25 protein-coding genes and 2 pseudogenes are annotated in these 21,737 nt (G+C 67.6%); 17 read left to right on the top strand and 10 right to left on the bottom strand.

What is annotated here, in order from left to right:
- On the top strand, positions 1-1,012 hold a 1,012-nt coding region (locus tag ACLN58_RS06105; protein WP_415854379.1), incomplete at its 5' end, for a tyrosine-type recombinase/integrase.
- An 872-nt stretch (positions 1,013-1,884) separates the two neighbouring features.
- On the opposite strand, the gene ACLN58_RS06100 is transcribed toward ACLN58_RS06105, so the two are convergent.
- Positions 1,885-2,286 carry a hypothetical protein gene (locus ACLN58_RS06100; RefSeq protein WP_415854378.1) on the bottom strand — a complete coding sequence of 134 codons (402 nt, stop codon included), beginning with the start codon at positions 2,284-2,286 and terminating at the stop codon, positions 1,885-1,887.
- Between the two features lie 256 nt (positions 2,287-2,542).
- Here ACLN58_RS06100 and ACLN58_RS06095 point away from each other — a divergent pair, with 256 nt between their 5' ends.
- The 8 genes from ACLN58_RS06095 to ACLN58_RS06060 all read left to right on the top strand — a co-directional run bounded on the left by ACLN58_RS06095 (position 2,543) and on the right by ACLN58_RS06060 (position 8,676).
- Entirely contained in the window at positions 2,543-3,556 is a 1,014-nt protein-coding gene (locus tag ACLN58_RS06095) for a hypothetical protein (RefSeq protein ID WP_415854377.1), read from the top strand.
- A gap of 74 nt (positions 3,557-3,630) precedes the next feature.
- The gene (locus ACLN58_RS06090; protein ID WP_415854376.1) at positions 3,631-3,981 is read left to right on the top strand and encodes a hypothetical protein; all 351 of its coding nucleotides are present in this window, start codon (positions 3,631-3,633) and stop codon (positions 3,979-3,981) included.
- Positions 3,982-3,996: 15 nt separating this feature from the next.
- A complete protein-coding gene (locus ACLN58_RS06085) occupies positions 3,997-4,485 on the top strand; it encodes a LapA family protein (RefSeq protein ID WP_415854375.1) in 489 nt (162 codons plus the stop codon).
- A gap of 110 nt (positions 4,486-4,595) precedes the next feature.
- Entirely contained in the window at positions 4,596-5,048 is a 453-nt protein-coding gene (locus ACLN58_RS06080) for a hypothetical protein (RefSeq protein ID WP_415854374.1), read from the top strand.
- A 437-nt stretch (positions 5,049-5,485) separates the two neighbouring features.
- A complete protein-coding gene (locus tag ACLN58_RS06075; RefSeq protein ID WP_415854373.1) occupies positions 5,486-6,289 on the top strand; it encodes a helix-turn-helix domain-containing protein in 804 nt (267 codons plus the stop codon).
- A 35-nt stretch (positions 6,290-6,324) separates the two neighbouring features.
- The gene (locus ACLN58_RS06070; RefSeq protein ID WP_415854372.1) at positions 6,325-7,098 is read left to right on the top strand and encodes a hypothetical protein; all 774 of its coding nucleotides are present in this window, start codon (positions 6,325-6,327) and stop codon (positions 7,096-7,098) included.
- Positions 7,099-7,444: 346 nt separating this feature from the next.
- Positions 7,445-8,155, top strand: coding sequence for a hypothetical protein (locus tag ACLN58_RS06065; RefSeq protein ID WP_415854371.1), 711 nt, complete (start codon positions 7,445-7,447; stop codon positions 8,153-8,155).
- A 32-nt stretch (positions 8,156-8,187) separates the two neighbouring features.
- Positions 8,188-8,676 carry a hypothetical protein gene (locus tag ACLN58_RS06060; RefSeq protein ID WP_415854370.1) on the top strand — a complete coding sequence of 163 codons (489 nt, stop codon included), beginning with the start codon at positions 8,188-8,190 and terminating at the stop codon, positions 8,674-8,676.
- A gap of 72 nt (positions 8,677-8,748) precedes the next feature.
- On the opposite strand, the gene ACLN58_RS06055 is transcribed toward ACLN58_RS06060, so the two are convergent.
- Complete coding sequence (locus ACLN58_RS06055) at positions 8,749-9,324, bottom strand: hypothetical protein (protein ID WP_415854369.1); 576 nt, start codon at positions 9,322-9,324, stop codon at positions 8,749-8,751.
- 178 nt (positions 9,325-9,502) lie between these two features.
- On the opposite strand from ACLN58_RS06055, the gene ACLN58_RS06050 reads away from it, so the two are divergent.
- From ACLN58_RS06050 to ACLN58_RS06040, 3 genes and pseudogenes are all read left to right on the top strand, one after another.
- A complete protein-coding gene (locus ACLN58_RS06050) occupies positions 9,503-9,688 on the top strand; it encodes a helix-turn-helix domain-containing protein (protein WP_415854368.1) in 186 nt (61 codons plus the stop codon).
- Between the two features lie 19 nt (positions 9,689-9,707).
- Positions 9,708-10,007: a hypothetical protein gene (locus tag ACLN58_RS06045; RefSeq protein ID WP_415854367.1), complete on the top strand. Its 300-nt coding sequence runs from the start codon at positions 9,708-9,710 to the stop codon at positions 10,005-10,007.
- 78 nt (positions 10,008-10,085) lie between these two features.
- Positions 10,086-10,615, top strand: a pseudogene (locus ACLN58_RS06040) (ATP-binding protein); the annotation flags it as partial.
- A gap of 136 nt (positions 10,616-10,751) precedes the next feature.
- Here the strand turns inward: ACLN58_RS06040 and ACLN58_RS06035 are convergent.
- The 4 genes from ACLN58_RS06035 to ACLN58_RS06020 all read right to left on the bottom strand — a co-directional run bounded on the left by ACLN58_RS06035 (position 10,752) and on the right by ACLN58_RS06020 (position 13,164).
- Entirely contained in the window at positions 10,752-11,219 is a 468-nt protein-coding gene (locus ACLN58_RS06035; RefSeq protein WP_415854366.1) for a hypothetical protein, read from the bottom strand.
- 5 nt (positions 11,220-11,224) lie between these two features.
- Entirely contained in the window at positions 11,225-11,728 is a 504-nt protein-coding gene (locus ACLN58_RS06030; RefSeq protein ID WP_415854365.1) for a hypothetical protein, read from the bottom strand.
- Positions 11,729-12,129: 401 nt separating this feature from the next.
- Positions 12,130-12,471, bottom strand: a complete 342-nt coding sequence (locus tag ACLN58_RS06025) for a hypothetical protein (RefSeq protein ID WP_415854364.1) — start codon at positions 12,469-12,471, stop codon at positions 12,130-12,132.
- Positions 12,472-12,672: 201 nt separating this feature from the next.
- Positions 12,673-13,164, bottom strand: coding sequence for a chloride channel protein (locus ACLN58_RS06020; protein WP_415854363.1), 492 nt, complete (start codon positions 13,162-13,164; stop codon positions 12,673-12,675).
- An 84-nt stretch (positions 13,165-13,248) separates the two neighbouring features.
- Between ACLN58_RS06020 and ACLN58_RS06015 the strand changes: the two genes are divergently transcribed.
- The 4 genes from ACLN58_RS06015 (at position 13,249) to ACLN58_RS06000 (ending at position 17,188) form a co-directional block, all read left to right on the top strand.
- Entirely contained in the window at positions 13,249-13,773 is a 525-nt protein-coding gene (locus tag ACLN58_RS06015; RefSeq protein WP_415854362.1) for a MarR family winged helix-turn-helix transcriptional regulator, read from the top strand.
- A 61-nt stretch (positions 13,774-13,834) separates the two neighbouring features.
- The gene (locus tag ACLN58_RS06010) at positions 13,835-14,677 is read left to right on the top strand and encodes a MerR family transcriptional regulator (RefSeq protein WP_415854361.1); all 843 of its coding nucleotides are present in this window, start codon (positions 13,835-13,837) and stop codon (positions 14,675-14,677) included.
- Positions 14,678-14,684: 7 nt separating this feature from the next.
- Positions 14,685-15,602 (top strand): ABC transporter ATP-binding protein, encoded by a 918-nt coding sequence (locus ACLN58_RS06005; protein WP_415854360.1) that lies wholly within the window; start codon positions 14,685-14,687, stop codon positions 15,600-15,602.
- Positions 15,599-17,188, top strand: coding sequence for a hypothetical protein (locus ACLN58_RS06000; protein ID WP_415854359.1), 1,590 nt, complete (start codon positions 15,599-15,601; stop codon positions 17,186-17,188). The genes ACLN58_RS06005 and ACLN58_RS06000 overlap by 4 nt, the downstream gene beginning before the upstream one ends.
- Before the next feature lie 769 nt (positions 17,189-17,957).
- On the opposite strand, the gene ACLN58_RS05995 is transcribed toward ACLN58_RS06000, so the two are convergent.
- Together ACLN58_RS05995 and ACLN58_RS05990 are read right to left on the bottom strand one after the other, a co-directional pair.
- Positions 17,958-18,251, bottom strand: coding sequence for an STAS domain-containing protein (locus ACLN58_RS05995; protein WP_415854358.1), 294 nt, complete (start codon positions 18,249-18,251; stop codon positions 17,958-17,960).
- Positions 18,252-18,739: 488 nt separating this feature from the next.
- Positions 18,740-19,453 (bottom strand): ankyrin repeat domain-containing protein, encoded by a 714-nt coding sequence (locus ACLN58_RS05990; protein ID WP_415854357.1) that lies wholly within the window; start codon positions 19,451-19,453, stop codon positions 18,740-18,742.
- 511 nt (positions 19,454-19,964) lie between these two features.
- Here ACLN58_RS05990 and ACLN58_RS05985 point away from each other — a divergent pair.
- Positions 19,965-20,306 carry a hypothetical protein gene (locus tag ACLN58_RS05985; protein WP_415854356.1) on the top strand — a complete coding sequence of 114 codons (342 nt, stop codon included), beginning with the start codon at positions 19,965-19,967 and terminating at the stop codon, positions 20,304-20,306.
- A gap of 143 nt (positions 20,307-20,449) precedes the next feature.
- Here the strand turns inward: ACLN58_RS05985 and ACLN58_RS05980 are convergent.
- Both ACLN58_RS05980 and ACLN58_RS05975 read right to left on the bottom strand, forming a co-directional pair.
- Positions 20,450-20,581, bottom strand: a pseudogene (locus tag ACLN58_RS05980) (deaminase); the annotation flags it as partial.
- Positions 20,582-20,812: 231 nt separating this feature from the next.
- A complete protein-coding gene (locus ACLN58_RS05975) occupies positions 20,813-21,571 on the bottom strand; it encodes a CPBP family intramembrane glutamic endopeptidase (protein WP_415854355.1) in 759 nt (252 codons plus the stop codon).
- Between the last annotated feature and the right edge of the window lie 166 nt (positions 21,572-21,737).

Below are 21,737 nucleotides of genomic sequence, written 5' to 3'. Positions count from 1 at the left end.
CGCCGAACGCAACCTGCTCGCCCCGACGACCGGGACACTCGCGCCAGACAGCCCGTTCCCCGACCTGGTCGAGTACTGGCTCGAGGACATCGACCTCGAGGGCCGGCTCGCGACCGCGACCCGGCAGCTCTACGAGCGCGACATGCGCACCCTCGTGCTCCCCACCTTCGCCGGGCTCACCCTCCGGGAGATCGGCGTGGCCCGCTGCGACCAGTTCCTCAAGCAGCTAGCGAAGCAGTCCTACGCGAAGGCCAAGCACGCCCGCGTCGTGTTGCGGCTCGCCCTCGCCCTGGCCGTCCGCCACGAGGTCCTGCCCCGGAATCCGGTCGACCACGTCGCCCGCCTGCACCGCCCCGCCAGGACCCCGGACGCCCTCACCCCGGCGGAGGTCAACGCGATCCGCGCCGCGGTGGCGTTCTGGGAGGCCGGCCGGTCGCCCTTCGGGCCGAGGCCCGACGGGCAGCTGGGTGCGATCGTGGAGGTCATGCTCGGCACCTCCGCCCGGATCGGGGAGGTCTTGGCCATCCGCCGCCGCGACGTCGACATCGCCGCCGCCCCGCCCTCGATCCGCATCGCCGGCACGATCGTCAGCCCCCGGGGCGAGCCGACCACGCGGCAGGATCACCCCAAGACCGCGAAGTCCCGCCGCACCGTCGCCATCCCGTCGTTCACCGCCGAGGCCGTCCGCCGCCGGCTCGCGCGGCTGGAGGACCCGTCCCTGGACGCCCTGCTGTTCTCAAGCCGGGAGGGAACGCCGCTGACGACGAACAACGTCCGCCGCCAGCTCCGCCACGTGATGGACCTGGCCGGGATCACCGGGGTCACCCCGCACATGTTCCGCAGGACCGTCGCGACCGCGATCAACGCCCAGGCTGGGGTCGACCTCGCCGCCGAGCTGCTCGGCCACACAGACCCGAAGATCACCATCCAGCACTACATCCGCCGCAACGAGATGGTGAACCCGGCCACCGCCGAGATGCTCGAGCGCGCCTTCGCGAAGGACGCGCTGTGATCTTCCCAGGCTGCCTGCGCACGTGCGACGCTGGGTGATACAGGACGCAATGGAACGAGAGTGGTGCCGAACGGGAAGGTTCGCGCGTCAGGCGGGCATGAGGGGGACTCGTGGGGACTGAAGACGCTGCAGACGCTGCGTACAGCAGTGCCACGGTCTCCCTCGCGATGGCGGCCAACGGTGCCGCCACCGTGGCGGCACCGTGCGACCTGGGCTTATGCCCGCCGACGGCCAACCAGGACGCCCGCCGTCGCAGTGTTGGCGATCTCGTCCCAGCACCGACGCCGGGACGGTCATCGCCACCGCTGCGCGTGTCAGTGCGGACGAGCGCCTCGACGGCGAGATGTTCCAGACTTGTGCACGAGTTCGGGCCGGCAAGCTTGGGGGGTCTTCCCGTTCGCCCTTGACGGTGGGGCCACGGTGGCCCCACCGTCTGACCTGGAGTTATCCTCAGTGCCGCCGAACTCTGAGGCCTCCTGACGCCACGCAGCGTCCCCGCGAGCAGGGGGTCGTCCACGAGTTCGCTTAGCGGTTCGCTGATGATTGGCCGCGGCAGAACGACCCGTTCCGCGGCAGTCTGCGTCAGGCCCGGTTCGGGTTTGCCAAGCACGGCACACAGGGCCCGGCGCAGATGTACTCGACCCCTGTGCGCGGCATGGCTGGGTGCTCTCCCGGCCGGGTGACCCCGTACCGGTCGTTCTGTTTTGCGGCTCGTTGTGTTCATCGGGGCCGGCACCTCCAGCAGCTAGGTGCACACGCGCTCCCCGGCATCGAGGTCGGTGCGGTGCCGGGACCAGACGGGCTCAGCCCATCAGGTCCAAACCTGGACGATTCGCCAGCGGACGGGCGCCCGCAGTCGTCGAACGCCGACCCTAAGGAAGCTGAAGCGTGCGGCCGGTCACCTCATGGGCGGCGGCAACCGCCTTGACCGGGAGGGTGGACTGGCGGGGCACGAAGGCCATCGATGAAGGAGAGCCGATGATGCAGGGCCGGCTGGATTCCGTGGGCGTCATCGGGGCGTTTTCTTTGGCCCGCCGCAAGGAGCTGTTAAAGGAGCTGCAGCCGCTCGTGACCACGTTCGACGGGCACCCCTGGGCGTGGGCGCAGCCCGCCGAGGTGCTGCTGGACAATCGCGACCAGTCGGCAGCGCGCATTCCTACGGCGGCGGCGCGCTCCCGCTGGAACGGGAACAGGATCTCTCGTTCACCCCGCTGCGGCCCGAGCGCGTTGTCGAGGTCACGTACGACTACATGGAGGCCGAGCTGTTCAGCCACACCGCGCAATGGCGCCCCGCGCCGGTTCGCGAAACATTGCGTGACGCCCGCGCGGTCGGGAACGCGGGGGACATCTTGCACGCGTCAGACAGGCGTCGACTCCCGCCATGCAATGCCGCGGGGCGTCTGGGGTGCGCGGCGAGGGCGAGTATGCCCGCAGAGTCGAAAATCGAGTACCGGCAAGTGTGGTGGGCTCGGCATGCGAAGGGGGAGGGTTGTTGGGAGCAGCCACGTTTCGAGGATCTTTGGGGGTGCCATGGAGAGGCGCGACCGCCTGCGGGGGACGCTGCGACTGCGCTCGTTTGTCCCGCCGGGGTTCCTCCGTGATTACGACCGTGGTCGAGAGACGTTCTCCGCACGGTGGGAGTCGAGGTGGGGTCCGGAGGCCGCCCGCTCGATCTACAGGTTCCGCGTCTTCTACATGCTCGGGTGGGGGATCATGATGGCCACGGCGGCGGTCGGGGTTCTGTTGGCGTTCGCCCGGGTCCCCGACGCGCTGTACGTCGCGGTGGCAGCCGTGGGGAGCGCGTCTGGCCTGCCTCTCATGTACGCCTCGATCAGGCCGCTCTCCGAGGGACTGAGCATCATCAAGGCCGGGTATGAGGTGGACAGCAGGACGAGGATCCCGTTTTCGGCGCTCTCCCGGATCGAGGACTTCGATGGGTGGGCCCTCCTGAACCGCCGGGACTCGCCGCGGGCGCCGCTGGGGGCGGTGCCGCTCGGGCTCGGCATCCCCCTCGCGCCGTCCCCGGTGTGGACCGCATGGGAGCGGTCCCTCTCGTTCGAGGATGCCCCGCGCGGCCCGGGGAGCGCGCTGGGCGGACCCGGCCAGCCCGAGCCGAGCATGGCGGCCCCCGAGCCGGGGGAGGCAGGGCGCTGGCCGTCGTGGTACTTCCGCCGCAGGGAGTCGTACGTGGCGCGGTGGGAGTCGAGGTGGGGCGTGGAGGACGCGCGCTGGATTTGGCAGGCCCGGGTCCTCTGCGTCGGCGGGTTTCTCCTAGGAGCGGTGGTGATCGTGGGCGCGGGTGTCCTCGCCTCGGCCGGGGTCGGGGGACCGGGCTTCGCGGTGTACTGCATTCTTGGCGCCGCAGCCTCCGCGGCCGTATTGCTGGGGTCGGTGGTGCCGTTGTCGATGGCGGTGGACGACCTCAAGGCCCGCTACGGGAGCGGCGAGTGGTCGGCGCCGTTCCGGGCGCTCTCCAGCACGGAGGAGTGGGACACGTGGCTCGCGGATGTCCGCGCGTCGAGAGGCGGGGGACAGGGTGGCTGACCAGAGCAATGCGTCCGCGGGCACCGGGAGGCGCCTCCGGTGCAGCCTCCGCCGGGGCCGGGAGTGAGAGCGCCATGCTGATCTGGACTGAGAGGATGGATGCGAAGTACAGCAGGCGGACCAAGGCGATCTGGAAGCAGATGGTCAAGTGGGACCTCTGCGGCCGGGGCTTCCTGATTCTGGCGTTCATCGTCGGAGGGATCACTCGCCCGGTGTTTTCCCGCGGGGACTGGGTGGCCTTCGGGATCGTCGGAGCGCTGATGCTCGCGGCGTTCGGGTGCGTCGGGGTGATGGCCTACCACGAGGTTCGATTTCTGCGCTCGTGCGCCGTGGACCGGCGCCGCAGGAAGGCGGGGCTGCCGCTGGACGACACAGAGCCGGTGGGTGTGCCGCCCACCGGGACAAGCGGTTTGCCGAGGGGCTGAACCCAAGGAGGGACCATGGCACCGAGCGCAGTGACCATCGAGCGGGTGGAGCAGAACGTCGCACCGCGGATGGGGGAAGATGCCGCATGGACGATGCTCAGTGCCTCTCAGTACCTGCCGCACTTCTTGGTTGGAATCGGGCTGAACGTGGTCTGGCCGCTCATCGGGATCGCCACGGGACGCATGCCGCTCTGGCTGAGCATCGCGGGCTCGGTCTGCATGCTCATCGGCTTCGTTGGCACGGTGCTCCTCTTCAGCACCCACCTGGTCCGGGTGCGCCGTGCCGCCCGTCAGGCGTACGAGTATCTCGGGCGACCGCTGCAGTGCCGCCACGGCATGGTGCCCCGCTACGTCAATGACGAGCCTAGCAACGTTGGACAACTCGATGGTGATCAACGGCATCCCGCAGCGTGGCGACTACACGTCGCTGGCGGATCCTCGCTCCTACGAGATCGCCGAGCGGCGCAGGGCGAAGCGGGAGGCATCCCGTGGGAGGTGAGATGAGTCGGCACCAGTCGGTCTCCGACTTCGAGGCGTGGGATCGGCTCCGTCCCCTCCTACGCCCGGGCGAGCAGCTCCTTTGGGTCGGGCGACCTGACCCAAAGGTGCGCTTCGTGAGCGCCGACCTGTTCCTCGTCCCGTTCAGTATCATGTGGGCTGGATTCGCGGTGTTCTGGGAGTGGACGGCCATCGCGAGCCACGCGCCCATCTTCTTCGAGCTGTGGGGCGTCCCGTTCGTGCTGGTGGGCCTGTACTTCACCGTGGGCCGGTTCGTGTACAAGAGGCGCCGGAAGCTGGCCACGGTCTATGGACTCACGGACTCCCGCGCGATCATGCTCACCGGACGGAGGTCCTCGAACGAGATCCCACTGAAGGGCACCCCGGTCCGGACCAGCCGGTCCCGGGACGGCCGCCACGCGAGCATCGTATTCGGCTGGGTCGCCGGTCAGACCATGTACCTGAACACGGGGCTCGACTTCTACAATCAGGGCCAAGCTCAGGCCGTCGCCTTCTACGACGTGGCCGAGCCCGAGACGCTCCTCCGGGCGCTGGACCGCCTTCAATAGGCCCGGGAACTCTGTGTTGCCGCTCGTGCGGCCAGCTGCGAGGTTCGCATTCTTGAGTCGACCACCAAGTTAACGGTTGGGCTGCGGGTGAAGTGATGTGCGGATGGCTGCGGGCGCCGGGGCTAGGCGAGCCTCGATTGCCTTTCCGCGTTTCTCAAACTACGCTGTTTCTTGATATGCGAAACATGATGATTCGAGAAACAGGGTTGCTTCGTGATGCCGTGCGCAGCATCACCTCGCTTCTGCCTGCCTCGTGGCATCTCGAATCGGCTACCGAGCCACCGGAGGAGAGCCGAGGCGCCGACGCTGCGGTCTCGTTGATCGGGCCAGCCGGGACGAGAGTGAGGTACCTCGTCGAGGTCAAGCGGTCGGGGAGGGCAGTCGCCCCTCTGCTCGCGACCTTGCGGGAGCAAGCCCGGACGGCAGGTCTGCCAGTCTTGTTCGTCTCGGACTACATCGGCCCCAGCCTCCGTGAGGCGCTGGCCGCCGACGGCATCAGCTACGCCGACGCGACGGGATGGGTGCGGATGACGTCCGACGTGCCCCTGATCCTGTTGACTGGGCAGGGGGCGGAGAAGTCCCCGCGCGCTGGGAACCCGACGGCGGTGGTCCGTCTCAACGGAGTCGCCGCCAGTCGCATCATTCGCGCGTTGTGCACCCTGGACGTGCCGCTCGGGGTGCGCGACCTCGCCGCCCGTGCCGACGTCTCGCCCGGATCGGTGTCCAAACTCCTTCCGACCCTGGCAAGCGAGGGCGTCATCGACCGTGACAAACGCGGCGAGATCACAACGGTGCGTCGCCGGGCGCTCGTTCGGCGGTGGGTGCGCGATTACTCCTTCGCCAAGACAAACCGATCGTCGAGCTACTACATCGCCCCGCGCGGTCTTGACCGTACGCTCGCACGAATCGCCGACCTGTCCGCCTCGGCCACGTTGACGGGCTCAGCCGGAGCCAGACGGCTGCTGCCCGACGGCATCACCTCGGTGGTGCCGCTGCGTCTCCTGGCGCTCTACACCGAGAGCCTGAGCGCTGTGGCCGAGGAGTTGGGACTCGTCCCCGCCGAGCCTGCCGCGGCGAATACTGTCATGGCAATGCCCCAAGATGGAGCCGTGCTCAACTCCGACATCGCGCCCGTGGCGCTCGTTCTCGCCGACCTGTTGACCTTGCCGGGCCGCGGCGACGCCGAAGCCGAGCAACTCATGGGGGCACTAGTCCGCACCGACGAAGCATGGGGAGCCTGATGAGCCTCGCTCCCGAGTACGTCGTAGCCCGCCGCGTGCTGCTCGATGCACTCACCGCGTTGGAGGGGCACCTCGACAACCTCATCCTCGTCGGAGCACAGGCGGTCTATCACCACACCGGTGACGCCGACCTGAATGTACCGCTGCTGACCACTGACGCCGACCTCGCGGTCAACACCCGTGACCTTTCCGGTACACCCGAGATCGGCAGCCTCTTGCGTGCAGCAGGATTCACGCCCGGCCCCAACCCCGGCCACTGGGTAAACGTCGGCGACGTGGCCGTCGACCTCATGGTTGTACCGCATCAGGCAGGAACGGCCAGGGCATCGGCTCGAGCAGCCCGGATCGCCCCGCACGAGAAGTTGACCGCACGTATTGCCCGAGGCCTGGAACCCGCCCTGATCGACAACGCGCCGGTCACCATCACGGCCTTTGAAGCCGACGACGACAGGACTTTCGAACTGCGGGTGGCAGGTCCGGCCGCGCTGCTGACGGCCAAGGCAATCAAGATCAGCGAGCGACTCGGACAGGCCGATGACCAGCCCGATCGGCTCAAGGAGAAAGACGCCCTTGACGCGTTCCGCATCCTCCAGGCCATCGATACCCCGGACCTCGTGGCGGGGTTCTCGTCCCACAGCACAGACGAGCACGCCCGCGAGGCCACGGCCGAGGCGATCGAGGTCTACCGCACCCACGCCTCCACCGCCAACGGGCGCATCGCCCAACTGGCCGCCTCAGCCGCTCATGAGGATCCCACCGTGGCACCTGCCTTCGCCGCACTCGTCGCCGACCTCTTGGCTGCCCTCTGACGCCTCAGCCATCGTTCGAACCGTCTCTCCCGTTTCCGTCTGTTGGAAGCTGCAGCCGAGGACGGGACGTCCCGGACGCGATGGCGTCGCGCATCGACGGTGACGATGAGGCCCTTGTGGCCCGAGGAACGTCGGCGGTACCGGCTCTCGCGCGAAGACATGCCCCGTGTGCCGGACTGGCGCTAGGGTCGAGTGGAGGCGCAGGGCGTGTTGCGTGGTTCGTCGGTTCGGACGCGGCTGAGTCCTCCGCCCGACCCGGAACGCGGCGAGGGCGAATCGGCGGCGCCTCGCGGCGGCGCACGGCCCATTGCAGGCGGCTGCCCGGTCGGAGGGTTACAGTCCTCGGGTGATCCTTCGATCCCAGCCCGATGTGTCCGTGCTCGTGGCGGCTTGCCGCCAGCTGTTCGGTGACCCGGCCAGGTGGGTCGCGGCCGACGGCTACCCGGGCTCCCTCGCCTTGTGCGTGATCGACTCGATCTACTCCACGGGATCGCACTACCAGAGCGTGGTCAACGTGGTGAGCGCGTACCGAAACCACCGGAGGGGCCAGGGCCACGACCCGAACACGGACGGCGCGGCCGATCTGCTGCGCTCCATCGAGGAGACGGGCGGGTCAGCCGCGTGGGCGAACCTCGTGCACAATCTCAAGCCAGCGCACACGAAGGCCGGAGCCCCGCTGAAGGCCGAGGTCGTCCGGCAGGCGGCACGCTGCATGCAGGGGCTGGGGATCGACTCGGTCGCGGACCTGCACGCCAGGCACGCGGAGGGCCGCGGGCTGGCCGAGGTCAAGAAGGCCTGGCTGAGGCTGCCGAGCCAGTCCTCGGGGACGACGTTCAACTATTTCCTGATCCTCGCCGGGTTCCAGTCGGTGAAGCCGGACCGCATGGTGATCAGGTTCGTCGGTGAGCACGCGGGCGTCGAGGCGAGGGGCCTGTCCCCGATGCAGGTCGCGGACCTGATCACCCGGGCAGCCGAGGCCTACCCCGCGGAGCCCCGGCGGCTTGACCATGTGATCTGGAGGCACGTCTCCGGGCGCCCGGTGTTCGTGTCCGACTGAAGGCGTCGAGAACAGGGGAAAGGAGAGCAGCCGTGAGCGGGACGGTCAGAGCGAGGCAGTGGTGGACTCCGGAGTCGATGCGCGCGGACTTGGCCGTGCGGGACCCGGGTGCGCTGGTGGCGATCGAGGCGCTCGTGCTGGCGGTCGAGAGTGCTGGCGTCAGGTTCGACCCGCGGCAGACCATGGACCCGAAGCTCGTCATCGTGGTGGAGGACCCGGTGACGGGGAAGGTCGGCGATCTCGCCACCGTCTCGTATCAGCCGAACGGTGCGGTGATGCTGGAGCTGGACTTCACGGCCGCGTCGGCGCCGCGGAACCGTAGAGCACTGCCCCGGGTCGAGGCGCTCCTGGACAGGGTCGCCGCGGTGGACGAGGAACTCGCGTCCATGGTGGGGGAGATCAGGGGTCGGGGCCTCGCGGCAACGCATCCGAACCGGCCGCTCGCGCAGCAGTCCCCGGAGTCAGTTGCCACGCTCGTGGCGCTGGCCGCTGAGTTCAACGCGGGCCGCGGGTCCGACTGAGGCCGTGCCGCGCGAAGGGTGCGGTCGGCCGCGTGAGCTCTCGGCGCGTGATCGATGAGCGGAGCCAACCCATCAGGCCAATGGGGTGCGGCGCACCATGCGGCGGCGGATTGCGGTGGCCAGCCTGCCCAGTCCTGCCCCGGCCCAGAGGAGCGCCGTGATGCCCAGCAGCACCGGCCCGGTGAGCATGATGGACCCGACAGCCGCGAAATCATCTGCCGACGGGGCGTCGGAGAGGACCATGGACGCCACGTACCCGACCATCTGGGCCCCGGCGCCGACGACGGAGGCGAGCCAGAGCCACCTGAGCTGCGTCGCGAGTCCCACGGCAAAGCCGGTGGCCACGGTTGCGAGGAGCACCACCACGACGAACACGGCGATGAGCACCGTCTCCTCCCCGGTATCGAGAACGCCGCTCGGGGCGGGCAGGACCATCATCAGTACTGGGGCCCACAGTGCCAATGCAGCAGCCCAGATCCCTCCGGTGATGAGCACCGCGCGCGACGGCTCCCGCCACTGGCTGTTCCGGCGCCAGGCGCGCCCGTCGAACCTCCACCGCCCGTCGAGGCTGAGTGCCGGGAGCCACCGCTGGCCGTCCCACCACCACTGCCCGTCGTCGGAGTGCTGCCTCCCGGGGTCTGGCTCCACGATTCCCCCTTCTCGTCCGTGCATCGAGTGTAGGCGGGCCTGGGCAGCGAGGTGTGGGTTGCGTGGTCCGGCGTCTCGGCTGGTTTGACGCCGTCAGGCGTTCGGCATCAGCGGGCCCCAAGTCCCTAGCCGCACGCAAGCTCCAGCACCCCTCCCGCCTTCTTCCGGACTTCCGCCGATGCTAGGCATCCGCGAGCTCTCGGCCTACCTCGGCGTCCCCGTCTCAACGGTCTACGACTGGCGCGCCCGCGGCCTCGGGCCGCGCGCGTACCGGTTCGGCAAGCACCTCAAGTTCGCCGTGGCCGACGTGACCGCCTGGATCGAGGCCCAGCGCGACCCGCCGCCGCAGCCGGATCGGCGGTGACCTGGTGAGCCGCCCCCGCGTGACGATCGGCACCTACGGCGAGATCACCACCCGCCGCCGCCCGAGCGGCCTGGTCGAGGCGCGCACCCGCTACCGGGACTGGGACGGCGTCGCACGGCTCGTGCAGGCCAGCGCCGCGAGCGCCGCGGCCGCGACCCGGGCGCTGAAGGCTAAATGCGCCGAACGCAACCTGCTCGCCCCGAAGACCGGAACCCTGGGGCCCGACAGCCCGTTTGACTATGGCAGCTTGATTCAGGACCGGTCTGACGGCTTGATTCAGGACCACCTGCCTCCCGACCGGCGTGTTGTGACGGTTTGATTCAGGACCACCTTCGACGGTGGGTATGCCCGATGGGTTTGCCTACGTGAGGTGGTTCGGATGGGAAGTCGTGTGGTGCTCGCGGACTTCGACTTCGACGCCAACCCGAACGTCAACCCCGCCACGATCCACCAGCTCGCCCAGGGCGAGTGGATCCGCCCCGGCGACCCGCTGTGCCTCATCGGGGACTCCGGGACCGGCAAGTCCCACCTCCTCATCGCCCTCGGAACCGCTGCTGCGGAGAAGGGGTACCGGGTCAAGTTCACCCTCGCGACCAAGCTCGTGAACGAGCTCGTCGAAGCCGCCGACGAGAAGCAGCTCGCCCGCACCATCGCCCGCTACGGCAGAGTCGACTGTCTTCTGATCGACGAATTGGGTTATATGGAATTGGACAGGCGTGGCGCCGAGCTGCTCTTCCAGGTTCTCACAGGGCGCGAGGAGAAGGCGTCCGTGGCGATCGCCTCGAACTCAAGCTTCGCCGACTGGACCCGCACCTTCACCGACCCCCGCCTCTGCGCTGCAATCGTCGACCGGCTCACCTTCAAAGGCACCATCATCGAAACCGCACCGACTCCTACCGGCTCGCCCATACCAGGGCAAACAGCTAGAGACCGGAGAGCCCGGCAAGACTGTGGGTTGTGGCAACGCCGGTATCGCAGGTGGTGAGCCAGACAGGACCTCCGCGAATCTGGCGAAGGCCCTGTCTGAGTGATGGAGATCAATCGATTGGGCAGGCGATCCTGCCTACTTCTTAGGAGGGATCGATGCCTGCACGCTCCAGCCTTTGACGGTGAAAGATCCGACGACAGTCACGCCGTCCTGGGCGTATAGGGGGACTACCTTGTCGCCGACCCTTCCGGTCTGAGCGGACGCGGCGCGCGCTCTGACCTCCTCAGGATTCTTCGGCTGGGCCCGAGATGCCATGTCTGTCTTCCGCACGTACCCCCAGGTCTTGTGGTCGTCGCCTATAGCAGAGATGAGGTCGGGTTCCTCTCCCGCTTTCACGAAGGCCCCTGAGCCGTAGGTTTCACCCCTTGCATTCTTCGGGAACGCAGCTTGGCTCCCCCCTTGATTCGGAAACGTCACCTGGCCCCCTCCTTGGTTCAGATGGACGCCGGCAGGCGAAGTCGCCACCGCTGACGACACCCCAAAGCCTCCGAGCGCGCCGGCAGCGACAACGGCTGCAATCCCAATCATGTGCTTCCGTGCCATGCCCATCATCCCCCAGCCCAAATTACTGGCGATGGATAGGTGTCGTTGCGATCGTAGTAGGTACCGTTGAAAGTGAGGCTTTGCCCCTTGCTGTAGTATGTGTACGCGCCGCACGGAATTATCACGGCTTCGCCGAACTGCGGAGAGTATTCAGTGGAAGAGCCGTACACGTCTCCGCTCTCCGAGCACAATGGATAGAGGACGCCGTCATACACGTATGAGCGAGCATCATCCCCCATCATCTCCTGCAAGACGTTTTGTCCGGTACGCGTGTAGACCCACGTATCCGCATACCCAGGCCAAACGTCATTGCTTATGATCGATTGATTCATGTATACAATACCGTTGGACGTAAAGTATACAAAGTCGCCGTTCTGTTGCTCGGCTTGAGCAACGCCGACGCCAGATCCAAGCAGAATTCCGACAACGAAAGCGATACTGAAGCGCCGGGGCAGCTTCAATCGAAAGCGGCCCCAATGGTCACCGAGACCAGAATGCCAAGTTGCCATTTCCCCCCTCCGGGCATGAAATTTCAAGGTTGTTTTGAAACTGCTTGCCGCGCGGCAGCATCAATATGCGCTTAGGGGGCTTTCTTGTCAAGGCTCGACGCTGAACAAAATCCGACATGTTCCCGGGCGTCCAACCTTAGAGGTGACTCGTGCGTCGACAGGGATCAGGGACTCGCGCTGAGCGATCGGGCAGCGAACCCGTCGGGTCTGCTGCACGGACAGGTGACGGGCGGCGCTAGAAAGACGTGCACAAAGTCGACCGGGCCGACGCCAAGGTGGGTCCCGCTTAGATTGTCAAAGTGGTCCCCGTTTGGGTTGACACAATCACGGCGATCCGCGTCGTAGCCTGCCTAGGTCTAGCTCCCAAGGAACGCGGGCCGGCATTGCCTAAGTTTCCGAGTTCACTGCTGAAGGATCAACGGTGACACTGCCGAGTTGTTTTCTGCCATAATCCGGGCAGCGAAATCTGCAATGCTCGCCTCGTCTGGATGACGCGTCTGAGAAGCGCGAGGGCATCGCTTGGCGATGTCAACCAGAACTAGGTCCAGGATGACGGACTGACCCGGGACCACTTCGGCTTCGGTGGAGATGCCTTGCGGGAAAAGAGTGGATTGCGGGCGAGGTGTGACATCGGCAGGCTTGGAGGTATGCAACCGCTTTCTGATGTTGAGCGCAGGGTGCTCGACCGTCTTTTTCAGATGGACTTCCAAGGCGCAGCGCAACTCCGCTCCCAGGTCGAACACATCGTGGATGCCGAGCGGAATTGCGCATGCGGATGCCCGTCCATCACCCTAATCATCGACCGAGCGCTGGTGGAGCCCGCTCTTGTGGACTCGACATACCTCCCGGTCACACGTCCAGGAGATCGATCGCGATGACGGACTTCCGCGAGAGGTCATTGCCTTCACAGACTCCGATGGGTTCCTCACGAATCTCGAATGCGTCTATGTCGATGACGCGATCAATGAGTGGCCTGACGTCGATCGCAGCGCCGTGTTTCTACCGCCCGACCCGATAGTCAGCGCCGAGGCGACGGCCTTGACGACGGCGACCCGTCCTTTGATGCGTCCTCCCTTGCGGGCGACGGCGTACATCACCTCGGGCACGCTGTGCCCGCGGGCCTCGCGGGCGAAGCGGTGCACGAGAGGCCCGTAGACGAGTCCGCCGACGGCAGGGGACAGGATGACGAAGGCCGGCCCGAGCCACGGCACCCAGTGGTTTGCGGGGTGACCCTGGCTTGCCGCGAAATCCGTGGTGCCCGAGAAGAGCTGGGTGGCGCCGACGATGAGCCAGCGAAAGGCCACGGCTGCGAGCCCCGCGCCGAGGCCGACGAGGATGGCGAGGGCCACAAGGTAGAGCGACCCGACGCCAATCCGGCCGCTGATGATGCGGGCCCGCGATCTCCACCAGGATCCGCGGAGAGACGGCGTGTCCAACGTCAGGACTTCCGTAAGTTGTAGAATGGCATTATTTGCAGATGTGCATAGGTTACCGGATGGCAGACAGCGAAGGGGGACGGCGTGACCGAAGAGAACGATCGGAAGGCTGGCAGGCGCGGCCTTCGCGATGGCGAGGGGACGGCTCCGGGCGGGGCCGAGGCCGATGTCGAGGCGGTGCTGCGGGCCTCACGGGCACTGCTCGGCGTGGTGGCGAGCTCCGTCGCGGATGCGCTGGAGACTGTCACGCTCCCGCAGTTCCGCGTTCTGGTGGTCTTGGCCAGCTCGGGCTCCACCGCGATCGGGGCCCTCGCAGCCCGGCTCGGGGCCGTGGCCTCGACCTTCAGCCGGTTCATCGACCGGATGGAAGACGGCGGATTTGTCGAGCGGGCCCCGAGCCCCGACAGCCGGCGCGAGATCCTCGTCCGGATCACCCCGAAGGGCACGGACATCGTGTATGGCGCTACCCAGCAGCGCCGGGAGTCCATCGCACGAATCCTGAGGCGTCTGGGCCGGGAGGAACGCGCGTCCATCGTCGCGGGCCTCGAGACCTTTTCGGCCGCTGCGGGCGAGCCCTCGCCGGAGACCCTGCTGACGCTCGGACTCTGAGGGGCCCGAGCCGGGCCTCTGGCGTTGACAGCGACGTTACGTCACATCGGAAGGTGGATTCATGCGCATCAGCCAGTTGGCCGAACTGACCGGCACGACGCCAAGGACGGTCCGCTACTACCACCAGATCGGCCTGCTTCCGGTCCCGCCCTCGCCGCACGGCTACAGAGACTACGGTTTCGAGCACGTGGCCCGGATGCTTCACGTCAGATGGGTCGCCGAGGGCGGTGTCCCGTTGGACCAGCTGCCTGACTTCATCGGCGGCCGTGGGACCCCGGCCAGCGTGGCCGCCGACCTGCGCGCTGCCCTGGACGCGGTCACGGTGCGGATCGAGGAGCTGACCGCCCGGCGCGAGCACGTGGCGCGGCTGCTCCAGACCGTCGAGTCCGGCTCGGTGCTGACCCCTCTTCCCCCTCCTCTCAGCCGGCTCTATGACGAGATCGAGAACTGCGCTGGCGACGAGGCGGTCCGACGGGGAATCCGCGGTGAACGGGAGCTTTTGGAGATCGCGGCCTACCGGCGGATGCTCCCCGAAGCTGTAGTCTCCTTCGCCACGAGTCTCGACGACGCGACCATCTCCGAGGCCCTAGAGCTCTTCGGAGAGCTTCAGCACCTGAGCGACACGACGGCAGGACTGGCGGCGGAAGATTTAGCAGTCGCCGTCGACTCCTTGGCAGAGCGCACGGTCGAACTGCTTGTCCGCTCTGCTGGCCTCGACCTGGTCGACGTCATCGCCCAGTTCGCCGCGGGCGTGCCCCCGGCCGTCATGGAGCTTGTTTCCTTCTTCTTCCCCGAGCCCGTGCACAGGCTCTTCCTCGAAGCGGCGGCAGACCGTGCCGGCCTCACGACGCGCCCGGCCCCTCCGGAACGACAACCACGACCAACCCGACCAGCGCAAAGGTGACAAGGCGATGATCCACTCCTCCCCTTCTCCGAACCCCATCGAGTGCCGCGGGCTGGTCAAGACGTTCGGCTCGTTGCGTGCTGTCGACGGGCTCGACCTCGTCGTGGAGCGGGGCGCGGTCCACGGCTTCCTCGGCCCCAACGGCGCGGGCAAGACCACGACCATCCGGGTCCTCCTCGGGCTATACACACGCTCGGCCGGTGACGTGCACGTCCTCGGCCTGGACCCGGGCGAACACCCTGCCGAGATCACCCGCAGGGTCTCCTACGTGCCCGGGGACGTCGCGCTCTGGGGCAACCTCACCGGCCAGGAGGTCCTGGACGTCCTCGGACGGCTCCGCGGCGCCTACGACCCAACCGTCGAACGCGACCTCGTCCAGCGGTTCGCCCTCGACCCGAGCAAGCGCGTGCGCACGTACTCCAAGGGAAACCGGCAGAAGGTCATGCTCGTCGCAGCCTTCGCCGCCCGGACGGAGCTGCTGGTTCTCGACGAGCCGACCGCCGGACTCGACCCGCTCATGGTGCGGGTCTTCGCCGGCTGCATACGCGAGGCCGCCGCACAGGGCCGCACCACGCTCCTGTCGAGCCACGACCTCGCCGAGGTGGAGCAGCTGTGCCGGGACGTGACGATCATCAAGGACGGCCGGCTGATCGAATCGGGTCCGCTCTCCCAGATGCGGCATCTTGCGGCATCAACGGTCACCGCCATCCTCGGCGACTACACGGGACCGACTCTCGCCGAGCTCCGCGCCGTCGGCCTGGACGTGGCGGACCAGACCGACGGGAGAGTCGAACTCAGCGTCCCACGCACGAGAGTCCCGGAGGTACTCGGCATCCTCGCCCGGGCCGATGCCCAGGACATCACGTGCGTGCCCGCAAGCCTGGAGGATCTCTTCCTGCGCCACTACGAGACGAGTCCGCAATGACCGCCCTCGTCGTCTTCCTCCTGCGCCAGCAACGGGTCCGGATCCTGGCCTGGGTAATCCCGCTCGCCGCCCTCGTCGCGATCACGGCCCCTTCCTACGCGGCCACCTACCCGGCCCTGTCCCAGCGGCAGGTCCTGATCGAGACCATGCGCGCGAATGTGGCCATGAAGGTCTTCTACGGACTCATCCCGTCACCGGGCACCGTCGGCCAGCTCCTGACCATGGAGACCGGGGCCTACCTCATGGTCCTCGGCTGCCTCATGGCCCTCCTGCTCGCCGTGCGGCTCTCCCGCGGCGCCGAGGACGCCGGCACGCTCGAGCTGGTGCGCTCTTGCGGGGTCGCCCCGGGCCGCTACGGCATCGCCGTGCTCATCGTCCTCGCCATCGCGTCCGGACTGCTCGGCGCACTGTGCAGCCTTGTCCTGGCATTGCAGGTCGGGCACGTTGCCGAGCTCACGACAAACGGAGCCGTCTCCTTCGGCGCCGTCGTCGCCGTCGCAGCGTTCGCCGTGGGCGTCCTCGCCTTGATCTGCGCCCAGCTCATGCCCGAGGCGACCACGGCCCGATGGCTGGCCATGGCCGTGCTCGGAACCAGTTTCGTCGTCCGGGCCCTCGCGGACACGGGCGGCCAGCCCTGGCTGAACTGGTACACCCCGCTCGGGTGGAGGGCCGTCGTCGCCCCCTACTCCGGGGACCACCTCCTGCCACTCGCCGCCTCCCTCGGAGCCATCGCCGGCCTCGTCGCCGTCGAACGGCTCCTCGGCGCCCACCGGGAATTCCTGGCCGGCTATTTCACCCCCCGCAGCCGCAGCACCCGACGCGCCAGGGCCCGGAACGTCGTCGGACTCGCCGCGAGGCTGTCCCGGGCCCAGATCGTGGCCTGGTCCGTGGGCCTGGGCCTGCTCGGAGCCCTCTTCGGCGGACTGAGCTCCGGGCTCGTCTCCGTCATGAAGAACGACCAGGCCACCAGCGAGCTGATGCAGGGCATGACGGGGCAGAACGCTCCAGTCGCCAGCTACTTCGCCTTCGTCGGCCTCATCCTCGGGATCACCGTGGCCTGCTACGTCGTCATCGCCGTCGGCCACGCCGCCCGCGACGAAAGGGCGGGACTGGTGGACCTCGTCCTCACCACCGGCCAGCGGCGCTGGCAGGTGCTCGCAGCCACCGCCGCCGTCACCGCGATCGGTTCCCTCATCCTGCTCGCGGTCGGCGGCCTCGCCGCGGCGGCCGTGACCGCGTTCCTTGTGCACGAAGACCACGCCAGCCTCCGCGCGCTCGGCTACATCCTCGGCCAATGGCCCGCCTGCCTCGCGCTCGGCGGGATCGCCCTCCTCCTGATCGCCATCCTTCCCCGGTGGCATGCGCTCGCGTGGGCACCCCTGGCCGGGAGCGCGACCGTCGCGATGCTCGGCAAGCTCCTGCGCGTGCCCGAGTGGGGCGTACGCATCGCCGCCTTCGGCCACGCCCCCGACATCGCAGCGGCGGCGCCCTCCTGGTCAGCCTCAGTCTGGTTCACGGCCGCGGGCCTCGCCGCCGCAGCCGTGGCGGTCGCGGCCGTGGGACGCAGGGACGTCGTGACGGGATGACCGCCCGCACCCCGGGCGGCGTAGTCGCACTTGCACCCCTTCCGCCCATGCAGCTCTTGTCTTCGGGACAACGCCCGGATTCTGCGGCCCTCGAACTGAGTCCGAAGGAATGACGGAGCCACAAACGGTGCTGCGCCGCGCTCGGGCTTGGGCCGTCGTGCGCCGCCCGATGTGGAGCGGCCTACCGCCTCGAGCAATCTCGCCCAAGGCCGGCATGAGTCTTTGCGCTTTGAGCTCGCGTGCCCGTGTGACCTTCTGGTCATAGGAAGTGACTTCGCGGCTGGCATACCTCACGGTAAACCGAACCAGCCGAGGTCGTTCAGGGCCTGCGGGGTCCGTGGCCGGCCTGCCGGTTAGTGTGGCCCGGCTGGCGCGTGAGGGTCCAGAGGTTGGTCGTGCCGCGGCGTTCGCAGGTGATAGTGGAGAGCAGCTGGCGCGCCAGGGCCAGGCCGCGTCCCGACTCTGCTCGTGCGAGGGCATGGTGTCCGACTCCGGCATGTCGAAAGGCTCGGCTCCGATCTCGTAGAGGCGCGCCAGCATGAGAGACGGTCGGATCTCGAGTTCGAAGTCCAGCTCGACGGCCGTCTTGTGGGTGGCCTCGGTGTGCTGGACTGCGTTGGTGACGACCTCGACGACGGCCAGCTCGAACGCCATGCAGTCCTGCGGCCCGATCTCCGGTGCCTTGGGCAGGTCCCGGGAGAGCAGGTCCTGGACATCGTCGACGAAGTCGGGCACCGCGGCCCCGTGGGCGTGGTCGGTGACGAGGGGCTCAGCCATTCCGGTAAGCCCCTTCGCTGCTGGCATAGGGCTTGAGGACGCCGAGCAAGCCGGTGAGCTCGAGGACCATCCTCACCTGCTCACCCGCATTGGCCAGCCGCAGGTCGCCCCCGGCTTCACGGGCGGCCCTGAGGCACACGACAATGGCCCCGAGTCCGCTGGAGTCCATGAAGTCGACCTCCGCCAGGTCCAGCACGAGTCGACGGTGGCCCGCGGCGATCGCGTCGTTCACGGCGGCCTTCAGCTCTGGGGCTGCGACCAGGTTCAGCCGGCCCTTGGCGGCCACTTTCGTTTAGCCGTCGTGGTCGACGAGTTCGAGGATTATTGCTTCTTTCCCTCCGGTCCAAAGAGGCCGGGTGGGGCGGCGTGCCTTGCCCCGAGGGCCTTCTTCGAGTGCCTCGCAGGTCCAACCGCAGCCGTCGCGCTGGTTCGGAGGCACGACTCGTGACAGGGAATGACTTGATCATCCCTGCGAGCGGCCTTGGCACGAGGCGAGATCGTGTCGAGCACGCTGGATCGGTCCGCGTCGCTGCTCCCGGCGGCACGCCCGGGTTCCGGCGGCGCGCCGCCCGTTAGGGGATCCCTGGACAGCCTGACTGCGGCCGGCTGCCTGTCCGACGTGACCTCGCCACCGCCCGACTCGGTCGCGACGGGCGATCATGCCACTGGCATCAAAGGCCCCGAGCCGGGCCTATGCCTCGTCTGAGAGAGCACCTGTCCACGACGCGCTCCCACAGCTGCCAGTCAAACCCCCGAAAGTTAGGGGGGACACCCCTAGCCCTCACTGCGCCGAAGGCCGAGTCCCTCCAGCCATTCGATGAGGTTCATCCGCTGGGTTCCGTGATTCGAGGCCACGTCGAGCAGGGTGCCTCGGCCGTAGTCCGGGGTGAAGGCGAGATCGGCGCCGAACTCGACCAAGAGCTCGGCCTCGCGCCGGTGCCCGCCTGCGCATGCGTGCCAGAGTGCCTGGTTCACGTCGTCCGTTCCCGGGACGGGATCGGCGTGGAGGAGCTCCTCGAGGCGGTCTAGCGCCCCGAGGGCGGCAGCGTGCCAGGGCTTGTCGACTCGCGCGCCGCGCTCGACGAGCAGATGGGCCACGTTCCAGCAGCCGTAGCCGATCGCGTTGTCGAGCGGCGTCCCGATCGAGCCGTGGGGCGCCTCGATGTCCGCCCCGGCCGCGATCAGGACCCGGGCCACCGCGGCGTCGTCGCTGCTGGCGGTCCAGTGCAGCGGTGTCTCGCCAGAGCCGTCCTTGCCGCGCGCGTCGACGTCGGCTCCGGCTTCGAGAAGGAGCCGGGCGATTTGCGGTCCGTTCGGGAAGTAGCCGGGCCAGTCGGTGACGACATGAAGTGGCGTACGCCCTCGCGCGGGCCCGCCCAGACGCCAGTTGGGAAGATCGGGGTGTGCCTGTATGAGGGCCTCAAGGCGTTCCACCTCACCGTGGCGGATCGCGGCGAACGCATTCAGGTGGTCGCTGTCGGTGGGCATGGCTGCTCCTCTCTGCACGGAGCCTACGCTCCGGGCTGGATCCCTTCATGCTCTTGGCGTCAACAGTTTCGAATTGAGGTCCGACGCTTTCGACTGCAAAGCCGGCCCCGAGGCCCGCCACTGTCCCGCGACGCTGCCCCGCTCAGTCCGGAGGCCTCGACACTCCGCGTGACTCCTCCTCCCACGCGCCGAGCTCCGCGACGGCCGCACGCCGCAATCGGTCGTCGGCCTGCCCACTGAGGGATCCTTTACCGGACGCGGTCCCCCGGACGAGAGGGCGGCTTCTTGCTAGTCTCTCGTTGTCTCGTGAGGCAGGGTTGAGTCATGGCCGGAGTGACTGTTTCAGATTCGACGCCGGACGATGTGCTCAACGTCCGCCACGACACGTTCACGCTCGCTCGCGAGCTCAATGCTGATCCATCCGCCGTCTTCGCTGCGTTTGCCGACTCAGGCATCCGCCGTCGCTGGTTCGGACTCCCTGGCTCGGAAGCGACGTACCACCATGAGTTCCGTGTCGGCGGGGGGCGAGACTGCAAGCAGCACCTTCTCCGCCGGGGAATCGGCGCCGGAAAGTCTCGACTATCGGTCCCGCTACATCGACATCGTCGCGAACCGTCGAATCGTGTTCACGTATGAATCACTCATCGACAGAGTGCTGCGCTGGACCTCGCTCGTCACCGTCCTGATCGAAGAGGGTCCATCGTCAACCCGACTGACCTGGACCGAGCAAGTCGCCTTTCTCACGTGCACCGGCGACGGCAGCGCTGACCTGCCGCACCTGCGCGGCGGGACCGCCCTTCGCCTGAACGGCCCTCGCGGGCGCCATCGCCTTACCGCCCGGTGTCGCGGTTGACGCCGCAAAGTAGGCGTGATGCGACGGCGCGTCCGAGGCTATCCCTGAACGGACGCGTACTGGAGATTTCTCAACAGTTTTCAGAGGCTGACACGATCGTCGGCTACGCGGCTGTCTCCTCGCTGAGCTGTGGCTGAGTCTGTTCAGACAGTCGCGGAACCTGGCGGCTCGGACAGAACCGTCGGAATATACTCAAGCAGCTGGATGCTTCCGTCAAAGGTGCGGCCGTTGATCATCTCGAGCGCAACATCGGGGTAGCCGTCGTAGATCCGGTCAACGTCTCTCTTGGGCGAGACTCCATGCTCCCGCTTCGATGAAGGGAACGGCAGCGTCCGGTAGAGCGACCCTACTCGGGTTCGCGCTGGCGTCTTTGCTCTTGTCTCTCCTTCAACTTTGCCACTAGTGCGTCATGACGCGGGTCGGGAATCTGTGGGTACGGCAGGGGCGGCCCACCTTCTGCTAACTCACGGTGGCTTTGTCGGAGCAGGGCTGGCGCCCTCAGGCAGCTAGGAGATGTAGGACAGGAATGCCAGGTAGATCGGCATGTCCACGCCCGCGTGGAAGAGTGACGACGGAACGATGCTGCCCGAGCTGCGCGTGAGATAGGCGCCGATCAGTCCGAGGGGGAAAGCGAACAGGACGATGAAGACGATGGCCGAGGCCGTGTAGGCGACCCCGACGTGCCAGGAAGCGAAGATGGCCGCCTGGATGAAGGTCGCCAGGTAGGGTCCGAAGGCGATGTTGAGCCTGGACATCAGCAGACCGCGGAACATCAGCTCTTCCAGGAACCCGTTGGCAGCCACCGCGGCCAGGAGCGCAGGCGTCAGGCCGAGATAGCGGCCGAGATCGAAGGTACCGTGAACGGGGATGAATCGTGCGTGGGACAGGGCAAAGAAGGTGAGTACGTAGAAGGCGACCAAACCGACGATTCCGATCGCGTAGGCTCTTCCGAATCGCCCTCTGCGGACATGGATCGAGGCTAGTGAACTCCTCGAGATCCAGACCACCACCAGGACGGCGAGGAGGGTGAGCAGCAGCTCGTCGAGCTCGACGACCACCGTGCCCGGAACCGTCGAGGCCAGCGGGTTGCCGGGGACCGGAGGGCTGTGCAGCACCTGGACCACGAGGAATCCTGGCACGTAGCGATCGGCCAGGACGAAGAGGGCCATGCCGAAGAAGGCAAGGGGTATCTCCCAGTACCTGTGCATAATTGCACTGCGCCTGGCCAGCAGCGCGAGGACAAGGAAGGCGGCGACGACGGCCACGCCACAGACCAGCCGAATGGCATCGCCCGGGACGTAACCGACCGACACCGGCAGGAACCCGGCAGCGAGGCACGCGAGTGCGAAGGCCGCCTTCCGGCCCCGGCTCAGTCTCGGCCCGTCCGGCGTCTCAAGCACGCGCGGCGCCGATTCAAGTGACTCCGTCGGC

Source organism: Sinomonas sp. G460-2 (genome assembly GCF_047759905.1).
Taxonomy (GTDB): domain Bacteria; phylum Actinomycetota; class Actinomycetes; order Actinomycetales; family Micrococcaceae; genus Sinomonas.
Note: the sequence above shows the minus strand (reverse complement) of the source record. Positions and strands in the feature narration are given on the sequence as shown.